The organism is Aurantimonas sp. A3-2-R12 (assembly GCF_036016755.1).
Lineage (GTDB): Bacteria > Pseudomonadota > Alphaproteobacteria > Rhizobiales > Rhizobiaceae > Aurantimonas > Aurantimonas coralicida_A.
In genome coordinates this window covers 69371-88733 of sequence record NZ_JAYXIH010000019.1, presented here as the reverse complement: position 1 = coordinate 88733, position 19363 = coordinate 69371, and the positions used below count along the sequence as shown (strand labels likewise).

16 protein-coding genes and 1 pseudogene are annotated in these 19363 nt (G+C 65.2%); 6 read left to right on the top strand and 11 right to left on the bottom strand.

The annotated features are described in order from the left end of the window. Positions 1-104: 104 nt before the first annotated feature. The 3 genes from fabI to fabA all read right to left on the bottom strand — a co-directional run bounded on the left by fabI (position 105) and on the right by fabA (position 2809). A complete protein-coding gene (gene fabI, locus VSX60_RS11895) occupies positions 105-956 on the bottom strand; it encodes an enoyl-ACP reductase FabI (RefSeq protein ID WP_327624408.1) in 852 nt (283 codons plus the stop codon). A gap of 15 nt (positions 957-971) precedes the next feature. Further along, entirely contained in the window at positions 972-2189 is a 1218-nt protein-coding gene (gene fabB, locus VSX60_RS11890) for a beta-ketoacyl-ACP synthase I (protein WP_327624399.1), read from the bottom strand. Between the two features lie 104 nt (positions 2190-2293). Further along, positions 2294-2809, bottom strand: coding sequence for a 3-hydroxyacyl-[acyl-carrier-protein] dehydratase FabA (gene fabA / locus VSX60_RS11885; protein WP_206453716.1), 516 nt, complete (start codon positions 2807-2809; stop codon positions 2294-2296). Between the two features lie 224 nt (positions 2810-3033). On the opposite strand from fabA, the gene VSX60_RS11880 reads away from it, so the two are divergent. Together VSX60_RS11880 and irrA are read left to right on the top strand one after the other, a co-directional pair. Beyond that, complete coding sequence (locus tag VSX60_RS11880) at positions 3034-3501, top strand: hypothetical protein (RefSeq protein WP_327624397.1); 468 nt, start codon at positions 3034-3036, stop codon at positions 3499-3501. A 174-nt stretch (positions 3502-3675) separates the two neighbouring features. After that, positions 3676-4122 (top strand): iron response transcriptional regulator IrrA, encoded by a 447-nt coding sequence (irrA, locus tag VSX60_RS11875; RefSeq protein WP_327624396.1) that lies wholly within the window; start codon positions 3676-3678, stop codon positions 4120-4122. 138 nt (positions 4123-4260) lie between these two features. Here the strand turns inward: irrA and VSX60_RS11870 are convergent, their stop codons facing one another. Continuing rightward, positions 4261-4806: an SH3 domain-containing protein gene (locus VSX60_RS11870; RefSeq protein WP_442872853.1), complete on the bottom strand. Its 546-nt coding sequence runs from the start codon at positions 4804-4806 to the stop codon at positions 4261-4263. A gap of 198 nt (positions 4807-5004) precedes the next feature. On the opposite strand from VSX60_RS11870, the gene VSX60_RS11865 reads away from it, so the two are divergent. The 3 genes from VSX60_RS11865 (at position 5005) to VSX60_RS11855 (ending at position 10400) form a co-directional block, all read left to right on the top strand. After that, entirely contained in the window at positions 5005-6006 is a 1002-nt protein-coding gene (locus VSX60_RS11865; RefSeq protein WP_327624395.1) for a 2-hydroxyacid dehydrogenase, read from the top strand. A 135-nt stretch (positions 6007-6141) separates the two neighbouring features. Further along, entirely contained in the window at positions 6142-8451 is a 2310-nt protein-coding gene (locus VSX60_RS11860) for a PBP1A family penicillin-binding protein (RefSeq protein WP_327624394.1), read from the top strand. A 125-nt stretch (positions 8452-8576) separates the two neighbouring features. Next, on the top strand, positions 8577-10400 hold the full coding sequence (locus tag VSX60_RS11855; RefSeq protein WP_327624392.1) for an NAD(P)/FAD-dependent oxidoreductase: 1824 nt from the start codon (positions 8577-8579) through the stop codon (positions 10398-10400). 66 nt (positions 10401-10466) lie between these two features. On the opposite strand, the gene VSX60_RS11850 is transcribed toward VSX60_RS11855, so the two are convergent. The 7 genes and pseudogenes from VSX60_RS11850 to mutM all read right to left on the bottom strand — a co-directional run bounded on the left by VSX60_RS11850 (position 10467) and on the right by mutM (position 18422). Continuing rightward, complete coding sequence (locus tag VSX60_RS11850; RefSeq protein ID WP_327624406.1) at positions 10467-11243, bottom strand: HesA/MoeB/ThiF family protein; 777 nt, start codon at positions 11241-11243, stop codon at positions 10467-10469. Between the two features lie 150 nt (positions 11244-11393). After that, positions 11394-12560, bottom strand: a pseudogene (recF, locus tag VSX60_RS11845) (DNA replication/repair protein RecF); the annotation flags it as partial. A gap of 14 nt (positions 12561-12574) precedes the next feature. After that, entirely contained in the window at positions 12575-13699 is a 1125-nt protein-coding gene (gene dnaN / locus VSX60_RS11840; RefSeq protein ID WP_327624391.1) for a DNA polymerase III subunit beta, read from the bottom strand. 180 nt (positions 13700-13879) lie between these two features. Continuing rightward, complete coding sequence (gene dnaA / locus VSX60_RS11835) at positions 13880-15352, bottom strand: chromosomal replication initiator protein DnaA (RefSeq protein WP_327624390.1); 1473 nt, start codon at positions 15350-15352, stop codon at positions 13880-13882. A gap of 95 nt (positions 15353-15447) precedes the next feature. Beyond that, positions 15448-15882, bottom strand: coding sequence for a rhodanese-like domain-containing protein (locus VSX60_RS11830; protein ID WP_327624389.1), 435 nt, complete (start codon positions 15880-15882; stop codon positions 15448-15450). Between the two features lie 1089 nt (positions 15883-16971). After that, on the bottom strand, positions 16972-17241 hold the full coding sequence (gene rpsT / locus VSX60_RS11825; RefSeq protein ID WP_327624387.1) for a 30S ribosomal protein S20: 270 nt from the start codon (positions 17239-17241) through the stop codon (positions 16972-16974). A gap of 287 nt (positions 17242-17528) precedes the next feature. Beyond that, entirely contained in the window at positions 17529-18422 is an 894-nt protein-coding gene (mutM, locus tag VSX60_RS11820) for a bifunctional DNA-formamidopyrimidine glycosylase/DNA-(apurinic or apyrimidinic site) lyase (RefSeq protein ID WP_327624386.1), read from the bottom strand. 146 nt (positions 18423-18568) lie between these two features. Here mutM and ubiE point away from each other — a divergent pair, with 146 nt between their 5' ends. After that, on the top strand, positions 18569-19348 hold the full coding sequence (gene ubiE / locus VSX60_RS11815) for a bifunctional demethylmenaquinone methyltransferase/2-methoxy-6-polyprenyl-1,4-benzoquinol methylase UbiE (protein WP_327624385.1): 780 nt from the start codon (positions 18569-18571) through the stop codon (positions 19346-19348). The last annotated feature ends 15 nt before the right edge of the window (positions 19349-19363 follow it).

Sequence of the window (19363 nt, the reverse complement as noted above, 5' to 3'; positions counted from 1 at the left end):
ATCTCTGGCGTGCAGTCGGCAACATCTGCGACCTGTTCGAGCCCGAAGAATGTTGGAACTACCTCAAGGCCGCTGGCTATGTTGCAGATTAATCGCCTGACGCTCTAACTGCCGCCTTCGGCGACTTCGTCATCGCCCTCGATGACGGCCTTGCGATGTTCCTGCTCCTTGAGTTCCTCGAGCGAAGGCATCGACATGATGTTGTAGCCGGAATCCACATAGTGGATCTCGCCGGTGACGCCGTTGGAGAGTTCCGACATCAAATAGAGAACCGAGCCGCCGACCTCGTCTATCGAGGTGTTGCGCCGCATTGGCGCGTTGCGCCGCTGGAAGTTGAACATCAGTCTTGCGTCGGAAACGCCGGCGCCGGCCAATGTGCGGACCGGCCCGGCCGAGACAGCGTTGATGCGGATGTTGCGGGGACCGAAATCCGCCGCCAGATAGCGCACCGATGCCTCGAGCGCCGCCTTGGCGACCCCCATGACGTTGTAGTTCGGCATGACCCGTTCGGCGCCGCCATAGGTCATCGTCACCATCGCGCCGCCATTGTGCATGATGGCGGCGGCGCGCTTGGCGACTTCCGTGAACGAGAAGCAGGAGATCACCATGGTGCGGGTGAAATTCTCCCGCGTGGTGTCGGCGTAAAGGCCCTTGAGCTCGCTCTTGTCGGAAAATGCGATGGCATGGAGGACGAAGTCGATCGAGCCCCATTCCGAATTCAGCGTGTCGAAGACCGCGTCGAGGGATGCCGTATCCTCGACGTCGCAGGGAATGACCAGCTTGCAGCCGATCTCTTCGGCCAGCGGCTTCACCCTCCGCCCGAACGCCTCGCCCTGATAGGTGAGAGCGATCTCGGCCCCTTGCGCCGACAGCGCCTTGGCGGCCCCCCAAGCGATGGAGTTGCGATTGGCGACGCCCATGATGAGCCCGCGCTTTCCTGCCATGAGGTCGCCCATAGTGCTCTTCAATCCTCAGTCCGTCACGCGTTGGAAGGCGAGGCAAGCATTGGTGCCCCCGAAGCCGAACGAATTCGACAGCACCCGGTCAAGCGTCACCCCGTCCATGCGTTCCCGCACGATCGGAATATCGGCGAATTCCGGGTCGATCTCATCGATATGTGCGCTCTTGGCGATGAAGCCATGCCGCATCATCAGCAGCGAATAGATCGCCTCGTGGACGCCGGTGGCGCCTTGCGAATGGCCAGTGAGCGATTTGGTCCCGGAGATCGGCGGGATGGTGTCGCCGAACACCTCGCGGATTGCCTGGATCTCCATGCGGTCGCCGACCGGCGTCGAGGTCGCGTGTGGGTTGATGTAGTCGATCGGGCCGTCGAGATGGGCGATCGCCTGGCGCATGCAGCGCACGGCGCCCTCGCCGGAGGGCGCGACCATGTCGGCGCCGTCCGACGTCGCGCCGTAGCCGACGATCTCGGCGATGATGTTCGCCCCGCGCGCCTTGGCCCGTTCGTACTCCTCCAATACGAGGACGCCGGCCCCGCCTGCGATGACGAACCCGTCACGCGCCTTGTCGTAGGCGCGCGACGCCATCTCAGGTCGGTCGTTGAAGTCGGAGGAGAGCGCGCCCATGGCGTCGAACAGCACCGACAGCGTCCAGTGGAGATCCTCGCAGCCGCCGGCGAACATGACGTCCTGCTTGCCCATCTGGATCGCCTCGCAGGCGTTTCCGATGCAATGGCTCGAGGTCGAGCAGGCCGAGGAAATCGAGTAATTGACGCCCTTGATCTTGAACCAGGTGGCCAGCGTTGCCGAGGCCGTCGACGACATCGCCTTCGGCACCACGGTCGGGCCAACGCGCTTGGGTCCCTTCTCGCGGGTCACATCCGCGGCCTGGACGATCGACTGGGTCGACGAGCCGCCCGAGCCCATGATGATGCCGGTGCGCTCATTGGAGATGTCGCTCTCTTCAAGGCCGGCATCCTTGATCGCCTGATCCATGGCGACGTGGTTCCAGGCGGTACCGCCGCCGTGAAACCGCATCGCCCGCCGGTCGAGCAGCGTCGTCGGATCGAGCGTCGGCTTGCCGTGAACATGGGAGCGAAAACCGAGCTCCTTGTATTCCGGCGCGTGGCTGATGCCCGAGCGTCCCTCTCGCAAGGAGGTCAGAACCTCGCCGGCATCGTTCCCGATGGAGGACACGATCCCCATGCCTGTTACAACGACGCGTCTCATGTCTTTTGCCCTTTTGAATGGAGGGAGATGGCGGCTTGTCCCGCTGGCGCCAGAACTCCGCCTGCCACAGTGCGATCGACTGCCATCACCGCCGGGTCCCCGTTTCAGTCCGCCTTGTCTTGTGCCAGGCCGACCCGCAGGTCGCTCGCACGGTAGATGGTCTCGCCATCGGCCTTGAGCCAGCCATCCGCGATGCCGAGAACCAAGCGTCCGCGCATCACCCGCTTGAAATCGATGCCGTATTCGAGGAGTTTCGTCTCAGGCGTGACCATGCCCTTGAACTTTACCTCGCCAGTCGACAGGGCCATGCCACGGCCCTTTTCTCCCAGCCACCCCAGATAGAAGCCGGTCAATTGCCACATGCCGTCGAGACCGAGGCAGCCGGGCATGACCGGATTGCCCACGAAATGGCAGGGAAAGAACCACAGGTCGGGGGTGACATCGAACTCAGCGCGGATATAGCCCTTGCCGTGCTCACCGCCGGTTTCCGAAACGTCCGTGATCCGGTGGACCATCAACATCGGCGGCAGCGGCAATTGCGCGTTGCCTTCGCCGAACAACTGGCCGTTGGCGCAGGCGATGATGTCGTCGTAGTCGAAGGAGGTCTTTGCTGTTGCCATGGTCCGTTCTATCCGCCCTCAAGTTCCCGGCTGTGTGACGTCCGGTTCGGATGCGCCCTTAGCACGCATGCCGCGCGGCTGGAAACCGCCCGTATCAGCGACCGGCACCTGACCGGCGCGGCCGCGCTTCATTGTCGCCGCTATGTATGCTCGCTCGGGCAAACTTCGATAGAGGCGTCGGGTATCGACGTCGCATTTCATGCCGCCGCCAAGGAGACAAGCCCGTGAAAGGACGCGAAACGGCTGGCCTCGCCATTCTGGCCTGTACCGTCATCGTTGCCGCCGCGGTCGCGGCCTTGCCGGCCAGGGCGCAGAGCTGGACGGGGTCGGACGGAGCCGCGGGCTTCGCCGTTGCGGGCGACTATACCGGTCTGTCCTTCCGCTGCGGTCCCGATGGCAAGGTCGCGATGATCTTTTCCGGGTTTCCCGGCGGGTTGCAGGATGGCGACCGCTATACGGTCGGAGTGAGCGTCGACGGAACGGCCTTTCTGTATGAGGCGACCGCTCGCGAGGGCGAAGCGCAAGGAACGTCCGTCCTGGTCAGTCGCGGCTCGCCCGCCGGTCTCGCCGAATTGATCGCGGCGTTGCGCAAGGGGCGCAGCGCGGAAATCTCCGGCCCGGCCGGCCGCTACACCATTCCGCTCACCGGGTCCGGCAAGGCGCTGGACAACCTGCGGCGGACATGCGGCTAGCATGGGACCAAAAATGGTATCCGGCTTTCCGCTCGCATTCCGTACTGATTGCCCAGGATCAGATGCCGAGCGGCATTTGTCGCGGCGCCCGACATCACGTATATAAGCCGAAAGAGCGTGGCAGACGCCGCGTTCCCGAGCTTGAACAAGATACAAAATTGGTGGCATTCAGCGATGGAAAACCGGCCGCGCACCCAAAGCTTCTGTGTGTTCGAGCGTCTGCGCTCGGTCGGGCTGCGTCCGACCCGGCAACGCGTCGCCCTCTGCAATCTGATGTTCGGCTCCGGTGACCGGCATTTGTCCGCCGAGGAGCTGCACGAAGAGGCGCATGGGGCGGGCGAACCCGTTTCGCTCGCAACCGTCTACAACACGCTTCACCAGTTCACCGACGCAGGTCTGGTGCGGCCGCTCTCGGCCGAAGGCCAGCGCACCTATTTCGACACCAATACCTCCGACCACCATCACTTCTTCGTCGAGGACGAGAACGTGATGATCGACATTCCCGATGGCGGCCTGCGACTCGAGCAGTTGCCCGAAGCGCCCGAAGGCATGGAAATCGTCAATGTCGATGTGGTCGTCCGGCTCCGCCGCAAACGGGCCGACGCTATCGCCGCCGAATAGAACTCCCGAACCTGCGGCCGTTTGCCGTTTCGTGTCGCGGCAGCGAGATGTCTCGCCCGCGGCCCGATCTGATGCGGCGGCCAGACCCGGTACCGCAACAGTGATACCGGGCTTCGGCGCGTTGGCCGCACCGCACGCCTATTCGAACGTTTCGTCCGGATAGACCCCCCAGATTTCCTGCTGACGCACGTAGCCGCTACGCTCGGCGACCTCGACCGAGCACCAACCGGCCGTGCACTCCGACACGGCCGAGACCACGCCCGGCTCGATTCGCGCCACCAGCGGCGCGTCGGTCGCCGGGCTCATGTGGATGTCGATCAGCGTTGCCTTGCCCTTCAGCCACGGCGCGGCGATGGAGGTGCGATGACCGGACAGCAGCGAGTAGTAGACCCAGCCCTCGGTGCCTTCCGAATCGCGAATCCGTCGCCACAGGTCGTATTCCTGGATGACTTCGACCGGCAGGCCGACTTTGAGATAGAGCCAGCTCACCGGATAGTCGCGGCCGGGTCCGATGCGAAGATTCACCCGACTTGCCTTCAGACTGACGTAGCGCGGCAGCGGCAGCTTCGAGACGGGCCCGGTCTCGACCGCCTGCGCGGCCGTAAACGGGATCGCGCCGGTCACCAGCATGGCGGCGCCGATAAAAGATAGGAGCGAGCGACGGATGGGTGCTGCGAGCGGCATTGAGAAACTCCGGACAATACGATGCGGTGCTCGGACGGCCGACGGCCGATGCGCGAACTGATGCCGAGGCTGTTCTGCCGGCGGAGGGAAACCCTTTGTTTTCACATCCCCGCCTTGCTAGGAGAGAGGCCTCGGCTCTCGGATCGAATGATCGTCCGTTTCGGTTAACAACGTCTTGAGTGCAAAGGATTGCGACCGATGACGAAGCGCGAGAAGCCGCTGGTGATCATCACGCGCAAGCTGCCGGCGCCGATCGAGGTGCGCATGCGCGAACTCTTCGACACGCGGCTGAACGAAACCGATCGGCCGATGGAGCAGCATGCGCTGGTCGCCGCCGTCCGCGAGGCCGACGTGCTGGTCCCGACCGTCACCGACCGGATCGACCGCGCGGTGATCGAACAGGCCGGCCCGCGCCTCAAGCTGATCGCCAACTACGGCAACGGCGTCGACAATATCGACGTCGAGGCGGCGCTGGCGCGCAATCTCTTCGTCACCAACACGCCGAACGTCCTCAGCGAGGACACCGCGGACATGACGATGGCGCTGATTCTCGCGGTGCCGCGCCGGCTGGTCGAGGGCGGCACGCGCCTCCTCGGCAGCGAACGTTGGCCCGGCTGGTCACCGACCTGGATGGTCGGACGGCGGATCTGGGGCAAGAAGCTCGGCATCTTGGGAATGGGCCGCATCGGCACCGCCGTGGCGCGTCGCGCCAAGGCGTTCGGTCTCGAAATCCATTATCACAACCGGCGGCGGGTTGACCCCAAGACCGAGGCCGAACTCGGCGCGACCTATTGGGAGAGCCTCGACCAGATGCTCGCCCGCATGGATATCCTCTCGGTGAACTGCCCCTATACGCCGGCGACCTACCATCTCCTGTCGGCGCGGCGCCTGGCGCTGATCCAGCCGCACGCGTTCATCGTCAACACCGCCCGCGGCGAGATCATCGACGAACGGGCGCTGGTGAAGCTGCTGCAGGAGGATCGCATCGCCGGGGCCGGCCTCGACGTGTTCGAGGAAGAACCCGCGATCGATCGCAAGCTGGTGCGGCTCGCTGAGGAGAACCGCGTCGTCCTCCTGCCGCACATGGGTTCGGCGACGATCGAGGGCCGGATCGAAATGGGCGAGAAGGTCATCATCAACATCCACACGCTGATGGACGGCCATCGCCCTCCCGATCGCATCCTGCCCGGCGATTTTTGAGCTGCCGCTGGGCGGGACCGGCCGCGCGGGCGACGTCGCCTCGGTAAAATTCTCTGGTTTGTGCCCGTAACCGTCACTATGCCGGGCGGTGAAGGACGCCATATGCCGCGTTGGCTGTAAAACGAGTGAGATTTGATGCCGGACGCGAACGATGATCATGGTTCCTCTCCGGTCCCTGGGGAGAGCGGTTCGAGCGAAAGCGATCACAATGCGCCGGTTCCGGCCGGTCAGACCGGTGAGGCCTTTGCCGTCTTTCGCAGGGCGCTGATGGCCGACCTTGCCCGGCTCGGACGGTGGCTCGCCGCCAAGGCCGCCGTGCTGGGACGTGAGACAGGCCAGGGCCTGACCCGGTTCAGCGCCAGGACCTCGCAATCGCTCCGAGACACGGACTGGCGTGGACTGGCCGCCGCGACCGGCGCGCGGGCGAAGACGTTCCGCGCGAACTGGCGTCAACGGCCGGCCCGGCCTTGGAGCGCCCGTCGTGTCGTGCCCGTGTTGGGCGCCCTCTTGGTCGCCGGATTCCTGGTCGTATCGGCGGTCGCCGCCTGGGCGCTCTACGACGTCCCGTTCTCCGAAATCGCCGAGGGAACTGGCGAGCCGGTGGTGGTTCTGCAGGCGGCCGATGGTCAAGCCCTGGTGCAGCAGGGCCCCTATCAGGGCAGCTACGCCCCGCTGGACGAGTTTTCCGATCATCTCGTAGAGGCCGTCCTCAGCATTGAGGATCGCCGCTTCTACCGGCATTGGGGGCTTGATTTTCGTGGTGTCGCGCGGGCTTTGACCCGCAATCTCTTCGCTGGCGAGGTGGTGCAGGGCGGCAGCACGATCACCCAGCAATTCCTCAAGATCAGTTATCTGGAGCGGGATCGCACACTGAAGCGCAAGATCCAGGAAGCCTTCCTGGCGTTCTGGATCGAGACGCGCCTGTCCAAGGACGAGATCCTCGCGCGCTATCTCAACAATGTCTATCTGGGCGCCGGCGCGACCGGGATGCCGGCCGCCGCGCGTGTCTATTTCGACAAGTCGGTGGGCGAACTGACACTGGCCGAAAGCGCCATGCTGGCCGGCCTGATCAAGGCGCCGTCGCAGCTCAACCCATTGGAAAATCTGGAGGGAGCGAAGGAGCGTGCTGGCGTCGTATTGAATGCGATGGGCGATGCCGGATATCTGGAGCCGTCGGAAATCGCGGCGGCCAAACTGGGTTCGACACAGCTCAGCCCGAGTCGGCCGGACATGGGCGGCGGCTCCTGGTTCGCCGACTGGGTGATCTCCGATGCTCGTGAGATCGCCGGCCCGTTTCGCGGCAGCATCGAGGTCAAGACCACGCTGGTCCCGGAGCTTCAGGCCGCCGCGGAGCAAGTCGTGTCCGAGGCCCTCGCCGCGCGGGGTGCCGAAAAGGGCGTCGGCCAGGCAGCGCTCGTCGCGCTGCGGCCCGACGGAGCGGTGGTCGCCATGGTCGGCGGTGGCGATTATACCGCTTCCAAATTCAACCGCGCGGTCGCCGCCAAGCGTCAGCCAGGCTCGACCTTCAAGCTGTTCGTCTATTACGCCGCGCTGCGCGCCGGCCTCTCGCCGAATGACCGTATCGAGGATGCGCCGATCGAGATCGATGGCTGGAAGCCGGAGAACTATAGCGGCAAATATCGCGGCAGGGTCACGCTGGCCGAGGCGTTCGCCCGATCCCTGAACGCGGCGACGGTGCGCCTCGCGATGGATGTCGGCATCGACAAGGTCGCGGCCGCCGCTCGTGATCTCGGCATCGACGCGGACCTCACCGAAACGCCGAGCCTTGCCCTCGGCGCGTCCGAGGTCACGCTTCTCGATCTCACGGGGGCCTATGCCTCGGTGCGCGCCGGGATCACGCCGATCGAGCCCTGGGGGATTGCCTCCTTCGCCGTCGACGGCGCCGGCCAGAGCTTTCGCATCGGCCCATCGAAGCGCCCGGAGCGTGAACTGGGACCCTTGCAGGATCCGCTTGTTGGCTTGCTCAAGCTCGTTGTCGACAAGGGAACCGGCAAGGCGGCGGCGCTCGACGGCTTCGCCGCCGGCAAGACCGGGACCAGCCAGGAATCGCGTGACGCCTGGTTCGTCGGCTTCAACGAGGCGCTGACCGTCGGCATCTGGGTCGGCAACGACGACGGCACGCCGATGGACGGCGTGACCGGCGGACAATTGCCGGCGACGATCTGGAAGAGCTTCATGGAGCGGGCGGGCGGAGCGATGCAACCGGTGGCCGCGCCAGCGACCGCCTCTGCTGATACTGCGCCGACGGAACCGGCGGCGGAGACGCCTTCGCGTCCGGCCAGCATCGCCGACATGATCGCCGGCGAGAGCGCCGGGGCGCCGCAGTGCAACGTCCGGGCCTGTTCACGGGCCTATCGGTCCTTCCGGACTTCCGATTGCACGTTCCAGCCCTATCGCGGCCGCCGCAAGCTCTGCGAGAAGTAGTCTTGCCGATCGGTGACGTCCGTCCCCGCGCGGACGGCCCGGCGGCATTTTTCAAAAACGGATGGACAGCGCGCTCCCGGCGATGAACTCTTGAAGAGGGCACGGGTGGAACAGGGAGCGGAACAATGAGCGAAACGCTGGAACGGCCGGCGGCCGGAAAGAGCGAAGCCCGAAAATCCGTCGAAAGATGGTTGAGCGCGTTCGAAGGCGCATTGTCGACGGGCGATGTCGACGCGGCGGCGGATCTGTTCGCGACGACGAGCTTCTGGCGCGATCTCGTGACCTTCACCTGGAACATCAAGACCGTCGAGGGGCCTGGCGGCGTGCGTGACATGCTGTCGTCGCAACTGGATGCGGTGAAGCCGAACAACTTTCAGATCGCCGAGGAGCCGACCGAGGATGGCGGCGTGACCACGGCCTGGATCGCCTTCGAGACCGGCGTCGCGCGCGGCAACGGCCTGTTGCGGTTGAAGGACGGCAAGGCCTGGACCCTGCTGACCGCGATGACCGAGCTGAAGGGATTCGAGGAGCCGATGCACCATCGCCGGCCGATGGGCGCCGAGCACGGCTCGTCGATGAACCGGAAATCCTGGCTCGAGAAGCAGGAGCAGGAAGCGGCCGAGCTCGGCTACAAGACGCAGCCCTATGTAGTGATCGTCGGCGGCGGCCAGGGCGGCATCGTGCTGGGCGCGCGGCTGCGCCAGCTCGGCGTGCCGACGATCGTCGTCGAGCGGAACGATCGGCCGGGCGATTCCTGGCGCAAGCGCTACAAGTCGCTCTGCCTGCACGACCCGGTCTGGTACGATCATCTGCCCTATCTGGAGTTTCCGAAGAACTGGCCGGTCTTCGCGCCGAAGGACAAGATCGGCGACTGGCTGGAAATGTACACCAAGATCATGGAGCTCAATTACTGGTCGAAGACGACCTGCAAGAGCGCTTCCTGCGACGAAGCGACCGGCGAGTGGACCGTCGTCGTCGATCGCGATGGCGAAGAGGTGACGCTTCGCCCGAAGCAGCTGGTGCTGGCGACCGGCATGTCGGGCAAGGCCAACGTCCCGGACTTCAAGGGCATGGACCGCTTCAAGGGCGAGCAGCACCATTCTTCCAAGCATCCCGGTCCCGACGCCTACAAGGGCAAGAAGGCCGTCGTCATCGGCTCGAACAATTCCGCCCACGACATCTGTGCCGCGCTCTATGAGGCCGGCGCCGACGTCACCATGGTGCAGCGCTCGACTACCCACATCGTGCGGTCGGACTCGCTGATGGAGTACGGCCTCGGCGATTTGTACTCCGAGCGGGCGGTCGAGAGCGGCGTCACCACCAACAAGGCCGACATGATCTTCGCGTCGCTGCCCTACCGGATTCTCCACGAGTTCCAGATTCCAGTCTACGACAAGATCCGCGAGGTCGACGCGGACTTTTATCGCGACCTGGAGAAGGCGGGCTTCATGCTCGACTACGGGAGCGACGATTCCGGCCTGTTCATGAAATATCTGCGCCGCGGCTCGGGCTATTACATTGATGTCGGCGCGAGCCAGTTGATCATCGACGGCAAGATCAAGCTGAAGAGCGGCGTCGAGATCGAGGAGATCACCGAAACCGGTGTGGCGTTCAAGGATGGGACGGAATTGCCGGCCGATCTGATCGTCTATGCCACCGGTTACGGCTCGATGAACGGTTGGGCCGCCGATCTGATCAGCCAGGAAGTGGCGGACAAGGTTGGTAAGGTTTGGGGCCTTGGCTCCGACACGCCGAAGGATCCGGGACCCTGGGAGGGCGAACAGCGCAACATCTGGAAGCCGACGCAGCAAGACAATCTTTGGTTCCACGGCGGCAATCTGCACCAGTCGCGGCACTATTCACTCTATCTGTCGCTGCAGTTGAAGGCGCGAATGGAGGGACTCGAGACGCCCGTCTACGGGCTGCAGGAAGTCCACCACCTGCGCTGAGGCAAGGGACGGCGACCCAAGGCTCGGCATCCGCAAGGACGCCGAGTCCGATTCCGATAGGTTTCCTTACGGCGACACGGAAGGCCCGTGTCGCCGGCGGTAGCGGATTTCCTCGATGCGCATGGTCAGAAGATCGATCATGAGGAACCGCCCGACCAGCGGCTCGCCGACCCCGCAGACGAGCTTGATCGCCTCGCTGGCGGCGAGCGTGCCGAGGACGCCCGGGGTGACGCCGAGAATACCGGCCTCGGCGCAGGACGGCACCAGCCCGGCCGGCGGCGCTTCGGGGAAGAGATCGCGATAGCCCGGATTCGGCTGCCCGTCCGTGTTGGCCTCGTACGGCTTCAGCACGGTCAGCGAGCCCGAGAATCGGTTGACCGCGGCGGTGACCAGCGGCCGGCGCGCGGCCGCACACACATCGGCCATGGCGTAGCGGGTGGCGAAATTGTCCGAGCCGTCGATGACGAGGTCGTAGCCGGCGACGATGTCGCGGCCGTTGTCGGCGTCGAGGCGCAGAGGATGGGCCACGACCGTGACATGCGGGTTGAGTTCCGCGACCGCGTCCGTGGCGCTGTCGAGCTTCGACCGGCCGACATCGGCGGTCCGGTGCAGCACCTGACGCTGCAGGTTCGATAGCGACACCGTGTCGTCGTCGGCGATGCCGATCGTGCCGATCCCGGCCGCCGCGAGATAGAAGACGACCGGTGAGCCAATGCCGCCGGCGCCGACGACGAGGATCCGCGCCCGTTTCAGTTTCTGCTGGCCCGGCCCACCGATTTCCGGCAGCACGATGTGGCGGGCATAGCGTTCAAGTTCCTGGGCGTCGAGAGGCTTGTCGCTCATCGTCCTTGCTCCGATTCCGCACTTGTCGCACCGCTCGCGGGGGCTGGGCGGACCGTGCCCGCCGCCACCTCCAGCATCTGGGCTCTGTCGCCGAGGGCGNCGTCCTTGCTCCGATTCCGCACTTGTCGCACCGCTCGCGGGGGCTGGGCGGACCGTGCCCGCCGCCACCTCCAGCATCTGGGCTCTGTCGCCGAGGGCGTCAAACAGGCTCGCATCGGTGCCGGTCATGAAGGCCTGCACGCCGAGCTCGGCGATCAGATCGAACAGCGCCGCGCGGCGACCGGGATCGAGATGGGCGGCGATTTCGTCGAGTAGCAGGATCGGCGGCAGCGACGAAACGGCGGCGACCAGCCGGGCATGGGCCAGCACCAGGCCGATGAGCAGCGCCTTCTGCTCGCCGGTCGAGGACAGCGCCGCCGGCATCGCCTTGGCCAGGTGGACGACCGAAAGGTCCGCTCGGTGGGCGCCCAGCAGCGTACGGCCGGCGGCCCGGTCGGCATGGCGACCGGCGCGCAGCCGCGTGCGCGCCTCGTCCTCGATATCGGCCGAGGGGCGGGACAGATCGCTATCGCCATAGCCGGACGCCAGATCGAGGCCTGCCCTGGGGAAGGGATTGTCGGCGCCGGACTGGTCGATCATCCCGGTCAGCATTCCGACGAGTTCGGCCCGCGCCAGCGCCATTGCGACGCCGAGCTCGGCCATCTGTGCCTCGATTCCGCTCAGCCAGGAATCATCCATGCGGTTGTCCGAAAGCAGCCGGTTGCGCGAGCGCATGGCGCGCTCGTAGTCCACCGCCCGGCGGCCGTGGGTCGGATCGACCGCCAGCACCATGCGGTCGAGGAAGCGGCGGCGGTCGCCCGTCGGGCCGGTAAACAGCCCGTCCATTGCCGGTGTCAGCCAGAGAATGCGCAACAGGTCGAGCAATTCGTCAGCGCTTTTGGCCGCGGTCTCGTCGATCCGCACCGTCCGCGCCGCCGGACCGGCCGGATCGGGTTGGACCTTGGTGATGACGTCTGCCTCACCGTGGAGCGAAACCAGCCCGGCGCGAATGGAAAACCCGCCGCTGGCGCCCTTGCGCGCGATGTCCTGATAGGTCGCTCGGCGCAGGCCGCGTCCCGGTGTCAGCAGCGACACCGCCTCGATGAGATTGGTCTTGCCAGCGCCGTTATCGCCGACGAAGGCGACGAAGCCCCGGTCGAAGGTCAGGCGCAGGGTCTCGTAATTGCGAAAATCGGCAAGCCGCAATTCGCTCAGTCGGACAACCGGTAAGCCGGATTGTGTCCCGGCCGCGTCGCCGGTTTGGGGTTTCCCGGTCAAGACCGTGGCGGCAGTCAGACCCGCATCGGCATCAGGACGTAAAGTGTGGCGTCGTCGCCGCCGTCCTTGATGAGCGTGGGGGAACCGGCATCGGCAAGCATGAAGACGGCTTCGTCGCCGGTGAGCTGGGCGGTGATGTCGAGAAGATAACGCGCGTTGAAACCGATCTCGATGTCATCTGAATCGTAGCCGACCGCCAGTTCCTCGGTCGCCGTGCCCGAATCGGGCGAGTTGACGGTGAGGGTCAGCTGGGAATCGCTGACCGCGAGCTTGACCGCGCGTCCGCGCTCGGACGAAATCGTCGACACGCGGTCGACGGCGGCCGAAAAGCTCTGCCGGTCGAGGGTGAGCGCCTTGTCGTTGTTCTGCGGGATGACGCGCTGATAGTCGGGAAACGTGCCGTCGATCAGCTTCGAGGTCAGGACGACCGGGCCGATGGTGACGCGGATCTTGGCGTCGGACAGTTCGACCTCGATCGCCGCGTCGTCCTCGCCGTCGCCGAGCAACTTTTGCAGCTCCCCCACGGTCTTGCGCGGTATGATGATTCCGGGCATGCCCTCCGACCCGGCCGGCGCCGCCATCTCGGCGCGCGCCAGGCGATGGCCGTCGGTGGCAACCGCCCGCAGCTTGAGGTCGCCGTCCGCTTCGATCGTGTGGAGGAAGATGCCGTTGAGATAGTAGCGCGTCTCCTCTGTGGAGATGGCGAAATGCGTCCGGTCGATCAGCCGCGCGAATTCCGCCGCCTTGATCGTGAAGGCGTGGCTCAGAGTTCCGGCGGTGATATCGGGAAAGTCCGATTCGGGCAGGCACTGGAGACGGAAATTCGAACGGCCCGACGAGACCGTCATCTGATTGCCGTCGGCATTGGTCGACAGCTTGACCTCGGCACCGTCCGGCAGCTTGCGCACGATGTCGTAGAGCAGATGCGCCGGGACCGTCGTTGCGCCCTCCTGCTCGCCGGTGGCCGCGACGCTTTCCGTGATCTCCAGGTCGAGATCGGTGGCCTTCAGGCGAAGCGCGCCGTCCTCGGTCTTCAACAACACGTTCGAAAGAATCGGGATGGTGTTGCGGCGTTCCACGACCCGGTGGACGTGGGCCAACGACTTCAGGAGGTTGGATCGTTCGATGATGATACGCATGACGAAGGCCGTTTTGTTCGGGGCAGGCGCCACGGGAGGCGGCGCCGGTTCCGGGTTCGATGGTCTTAATGATTTGCACCGCACATGGAAAGCCAAAAGCGGCGGCTTTCTAGCTCAAGCGGCGCGCTGCATCGCGCGCCGACCGCCGCGTGCGGTAACGGACCGGGATCTGGACGGGGCCTATTCCTCGATCATCCGGCGGATCAGATCGAGTTCCTCCGACAGCTTCTCGTCATTGGCGCGCTCGCCCTCGATCTTGCGCACCGCGTGCAGCACCGTGGTGTGGTCGCGGCCGCCGAAGCGCCGGCCGATCTCGGGGAGCGAGCGCGGCGTCATGGTCTTGGCGAGATACATGGCGATCTGACGTGGCCGCACGATGGTCCGGGTGCGGCGCGCCGACAAAAGGTCGGTGCGCGTCACATTGTAGTGGCGCGAGACGAATTTCAGGATGTCCTCGACGCGAACCCGCCGTTCGATATTGGCCCGGGTCAGCTGGTTGAGCAGATCGTCCAGATGTTCCGCCGAGAGCGGCTGGCCGAGGGAGTGGCGGAAGGCGATCTGGTTGAACGCCCCTTCGAGATCGCGACCGGAGCCGGCGACGCGCTCGGCGATCGTGTCGATCACCCGTTCGGGCATATCGAAACTCGGATCCTCGGCTCGCATCGCCGCGGCCCGGCTCCCGATGATCGAGCGGCGCATTTCGTAGTCCGGCACGGCGATCTGAAGCGTGACGCCGTTCGACAGCCGCGAGCGGACGCGCGGGTCGAGCGATTCCAGCTCCATCGCCGGGCGGTCGGCGGCGCAGATCACCTGTTTCGCCGAATCGACCAGCGCGTTCAGAAGATGACAGAACTCTTGCTGGATCGATTTGCCTTGCAGGAACTGGGTGTCGTCGATGATCAATATGTCGATGCCGCGCAGCGTCTCCTTGAGATCGAGGGCGCGGTTGTCGCGGATCGCAGTCGCGAAACGCCACATGAAATATTCCGCCGTCAGATAGACGACGCGCGGCCGGTCCTCACGGCGCGAGGCCGCATTGGCGATCGCCTGGAGAAGGTGGGTCTTGCCGAGGCCGACGGCAGCGTGGATGAACAGCGGGTTGAAGCGGACCGACTGCGGCCCGTTCTCCGCGATCGCTCGCGCGGCGGCGAGGGCGACCCGGTTGGAGGCGCCTTCCACGAAGGTGTCGAAAACGTAGCGCGGGTCGAGGGGCGAGCCGAACTCGGCGCTCTGGGATAGAGCGGGGGTTCGAGCGTCGCCGCCAGGAAACGCCTTTGCTGGTGCCGGGGAGCCGGCGACGGCCCTGCGCGCCGGTTCCGCAACCCGCGCCACCTGCGGCTCGCTCTGGCCCGCGATGCGCGCCTGGCGAATCGTGACGCCGCCACCGCGAACGGCGCTGCGGATCGCGATGTCGACGCGCAGCGTTCCCGGCACTTCGGCGCTGAAGATCTCGGTCAGCAGGTCGTGGTAATGCGACTGAATCCAGCTGCGCAGAAACGCCGTGGGCACCGAAATCCGGCAGACGCCTTTCCCGGACGAATCGAGTTTCATCCGCTGGAACCAGCTGGCGAAGATGTCCTGTCCGAGTTGCGCTTTTAGCCGGGCGTTCACCCGCTCCATAATTTCTGCCGTGCCCCTCGCGCCGCCGTCCATACCTGCCCCGAAATCATTGTTGTTGGTTGGTGATTGGCGCAGCGCGTGGGTCCCGTCCCCATTCGGACTCACAGCTGTTACGCGCCGGCGAAGACTCAATTCTGTGCCCAAGGCAAACCCTCCGCTTTCCAACCGGCTTTCCGCCCGCGATGTCCTTCCGCGTCCGGCGGCCCTTCGAAGCCGCCGAGGACGTTGAAACAATTCTCATAACCGTGGGCGGTCAGCGCCACCGCGCCGGCGATCGAGCGGACGCCCGACCGGCAGAGGAAGAAGATCGGCGAGGTCGGAGTTCCGCCCGTCTTTTCGACCTGCTCGGCGAGCTTCTCCGCGAAGGCCGGGTCCACCGCCATCGAAGGGAAGCTCTGCCACTCGACGAGCAGTGGCGCCTTTCCGAGCGCAGCCAGCATCGGCAATCCGACATAGGCCCACTCGGCGGTGCTGCGGACGTCGACGAGCAGGGCGTCGGGTTTCTCTGCGAGCGTTGACCAGCACTCCCCAGGTGAAACATCGCCGCTGTAATCATTAGACATGCAAAAAGGTCCCCTGCCTCTGTCCCGCATGGGCACAGAAGTTTGCTGCGCCAGGGTTCGCCCAACGCTCGTTTTTACTCGGATAAATCGTGAAAAGACCGGATACTAAATTTATGCGGGAGCGACCCTAAGGGTCGTAACCTTCCACAAATTCCAGGAAGTTTTGGATAACCTGGATTGTCCCCGCATTTCGTCTTTCCCCGCACTTGCTTCGAGGGGGAAACTACGAAACGGCGCGGCGGTGAGCAAGCCGAGTCCAGCCTGAATCGTTATGCGAGTAGGGCGCCTGTTGCAGACTCGCCATGCGGGTCGTGCGGCGATGTCACGCTAAACACTTTGCTCACGGGGCTTTCCCCGATCCCGGTGTCGACGCCTCGGAGGGGAAGAATAAATATGAAAAAATTGTGGCGGGCCTGCTTGACTCCCGGGAACTCAAAAAGCTCTCGGGCCACCAATACAGAAGCGCTCACTGACCTTCTGCAAGCGACTGGAATCGATACACTTTTCTGGACCCGTCTTGTGGATGGCGTGGTTCGGTGTCCGCCGGGTGCGAAAGCACTGTGATAAGTCGACCAAAACGCCCGCGAATGCGGCTGCGAATCGCGAAAACAGGACATGTGCCAACGGCGACGGGCGAGCTGTGCCCGTCGAATCGTCGCGGTGCCCACGGCCAGGGGCGGGTGGCGAGCCGAGCTGGGACGCGGCGCGGGTGCCCGCTGTCGATCCCCGTCGGCCTTATACCAACCTGCGGTGATAGGACCGGCCATTTCCCGCACCTTGGCGACGAAGCCAGGCGCGGCGAGCGCCCGGCCTTCGGTGGGGCTGAACGGGCTCGCCGGACGGCGTCGCACCGCTTGCCCGATGCGCCGCATCGAACTGCGCGCCGCTCCTGGCCGGACAAGCCCGTTCAGCCCCATCGAATAGGTCCCTATCACCGCAGGTGGGTATCCGGTGATCCGCGCTGAGGCCGCTCGCATCGTCATCGGATGGCCAGTCTCGGCCTGGGAATCAAAAAGCCCCGGCCGAAGCCAGGGCTTTGTCATCATCCAGTCACCCGGTCATCGACTCGGGTGTGACGCGCCGTTCAGATCAGGCGGCGCCGATCGTCTTCACGCGATGGGCAAGGCGGGAGACCTTCCGCGACGCCGTGTTCTTGTGAAACACACCGTGGGACACGGCACTCATCAGTTCCGGTTCGGCAATCCGAAATGCCGAGACAGCCGCGTCCTTGTCGCCGGCGGTGATCGCCTCTTCGACGTTGCGCAGGAAGGTGCGCACGCGGCTGCGGCGATTGGTGTTGATGGCGGTACGCCGCGCGATCTTCCGCGTGGCCTTCTTGGCCGAAGGGGTATTGGCCATGGAACGTCTCTCTCTATCGTAACCGTGTCGGTCGGATCGGGTGGAGTGCGGCTTGCGCCTTCAAGCGACGCGGCAGCACGAAAAAACGGGCCGCGCCATGAAGCGCCGCCGAAAGTCGAGCCCTTATAGGCAGATGCGTCGGGGGCCGTCAATATCCAGCGCGAAGGCGGATCGGCGAATGTGGTCGTCGGCAAGGCGGATGGACTGGGCAGCAACCAGGCGCAGCCGGCTTGGAGCCGCGCGACCTGCCCGCACCATCGTGCTGCGTCCGCCTTCTCGCATCGTCGTCAGCGCTGGCAGGCCGGGCAAAAAAAGGTCGAGCGCCCCGACTGGACGATGCGGCTGACGATCCCGCGGCAAGCCTCGTGCCGGCAGGGCTCGCCTTCGCGGTCGTAGGCGGCGAAGCGATGCTGGAAATAGCCGAGTGATCCGTCCGCTTGGCGATAATCGCGCAGCGATGAACCGCCCGCCGCGATGGCATCGGCGATCGTTTCGCGGATATTGAGGGCGAGGGCTTCCAGCCGCTGGCTGGCGGTGCCGTCCTTTTTCACCAGCGTTCCGGCAGCCCGCCGCGGCGACAGGCGGCTCCTCCACAACGCCTCGCAGACATAGATGTTGCCGAGGCCGGCGATGATCCGCTGGTCGAGCAGCACGGACTTCAGCGGCGCGCTGCGGCCCGCAAAGAGCGGAGCGAGCGCCTGTCCGGACAGCCCGTTGCCCGTCGGTTCGATGCCGAGGCCGCGAAAATGCGGGTGTTCCGCCAGTTCGGCGCGCTCGATCAGCGTCATGTAGCCGAAGCGGCGCGGGTCATTATAGATGATCGAGGCCGGTGCGAGATCGCGTGTGATCATATCGAAGCGCACATGATCGTGGCGCCGGACGTCGGACCGCGGATGCGCGAACGCGCCGGGAACGCTGTCGCCTTGCGGCACTTCGATCCGGAACGAGCCCGACATGCCGAGATGCATGGCTAGCACCAGCCCGCCCTCCAGGTCGGCGACGAGATATTTGGCCCGTCGCCCGAGACTTTCGATCCGCCGGCCGCCCAGCCGCTCGGCGAATCGCGCCGGCAACGGAAAGCGCAGGTCGGGCCGCCCGAGCACCACCCGCTCGATTCGCGCGCCTTCGACAACGGGAAGAAGGCCGCGGCGCACCGTCTCCACCTCTGGCAATTCCGGCATTTTCGATTAAGTCCCTGATTGATGCAGCGCTTCCGACCGAAGCGCCTGTCGAACTCCGCCGCTCCCTGTCTCTCGCAGGACCGGCGCGGGTCCGCCGTTCCAATATCCGCATCCGGTCGATGCGATGCAATGTAAGGGGCCGTCCCATGTCGCGAACCCGTGTCACCGGAGCCGAAGCGATGGAGACCTCCTACGGCTATGCCACAGTGGCGGGCCGGGAGGAGAAGCAGGCGCGCGTCAACGATGTCTTCCACCGCGTAGCCGAGCGTTACGACCTGATGAACGACTTGATGTCGGCCGGCCTCCATCGCGCCTGGAAGAGCGCCATGGCCGCCTGGCTGGCGCCGCCGCATCGCGCCGGCTGGCGGTTCGTCGACGTGGCGGGCGGCACCGGCGATGTCGCCTTCCGCATTGTCGAGGCATCGCGGCGGCGCGCCGAGGGCACTGTCCTCGACATCAACGCCTCGATGCTCGGCGTCGGTGCCGAACGGGCAGCGAAGCGGCGGCTCGACGGCAATCTGGTTTTCGTCGAAGGCAATGCCGAGGAACTGAAGCTCCCCGATATGAGCTTCGATGCCTACACGATCGCCTTCGGCATTCGTAACGTGCCGCGGATCGACAAGGCCTTGAGCGAGGCGTATCGGGTGCTCAAGCCCGGCGGCCGGTTCCTGTGCCTGGAATTTTCCGAGGTCGACATGCCGGTTCTCGACCGGGTCTACGAAGCGTGGTCGTTCAAGGCGATTCCGAGGATCGGCGAGGCCGTCGCCAACGATCGCGAATCCTACGAGTATCTGGTCGAGTCGATCCGGCGCTTTCCCAACCAGGCGAATTTTGCTGCGGCCATTCGCGCCGCCGGCTTCGAGCGCGTCGCCTATCGCAACCTGTCGGGAGGCATCGCCGCCATCCATTCCGGCTGGAAGCTCTGAACCGATCGGGCGGAA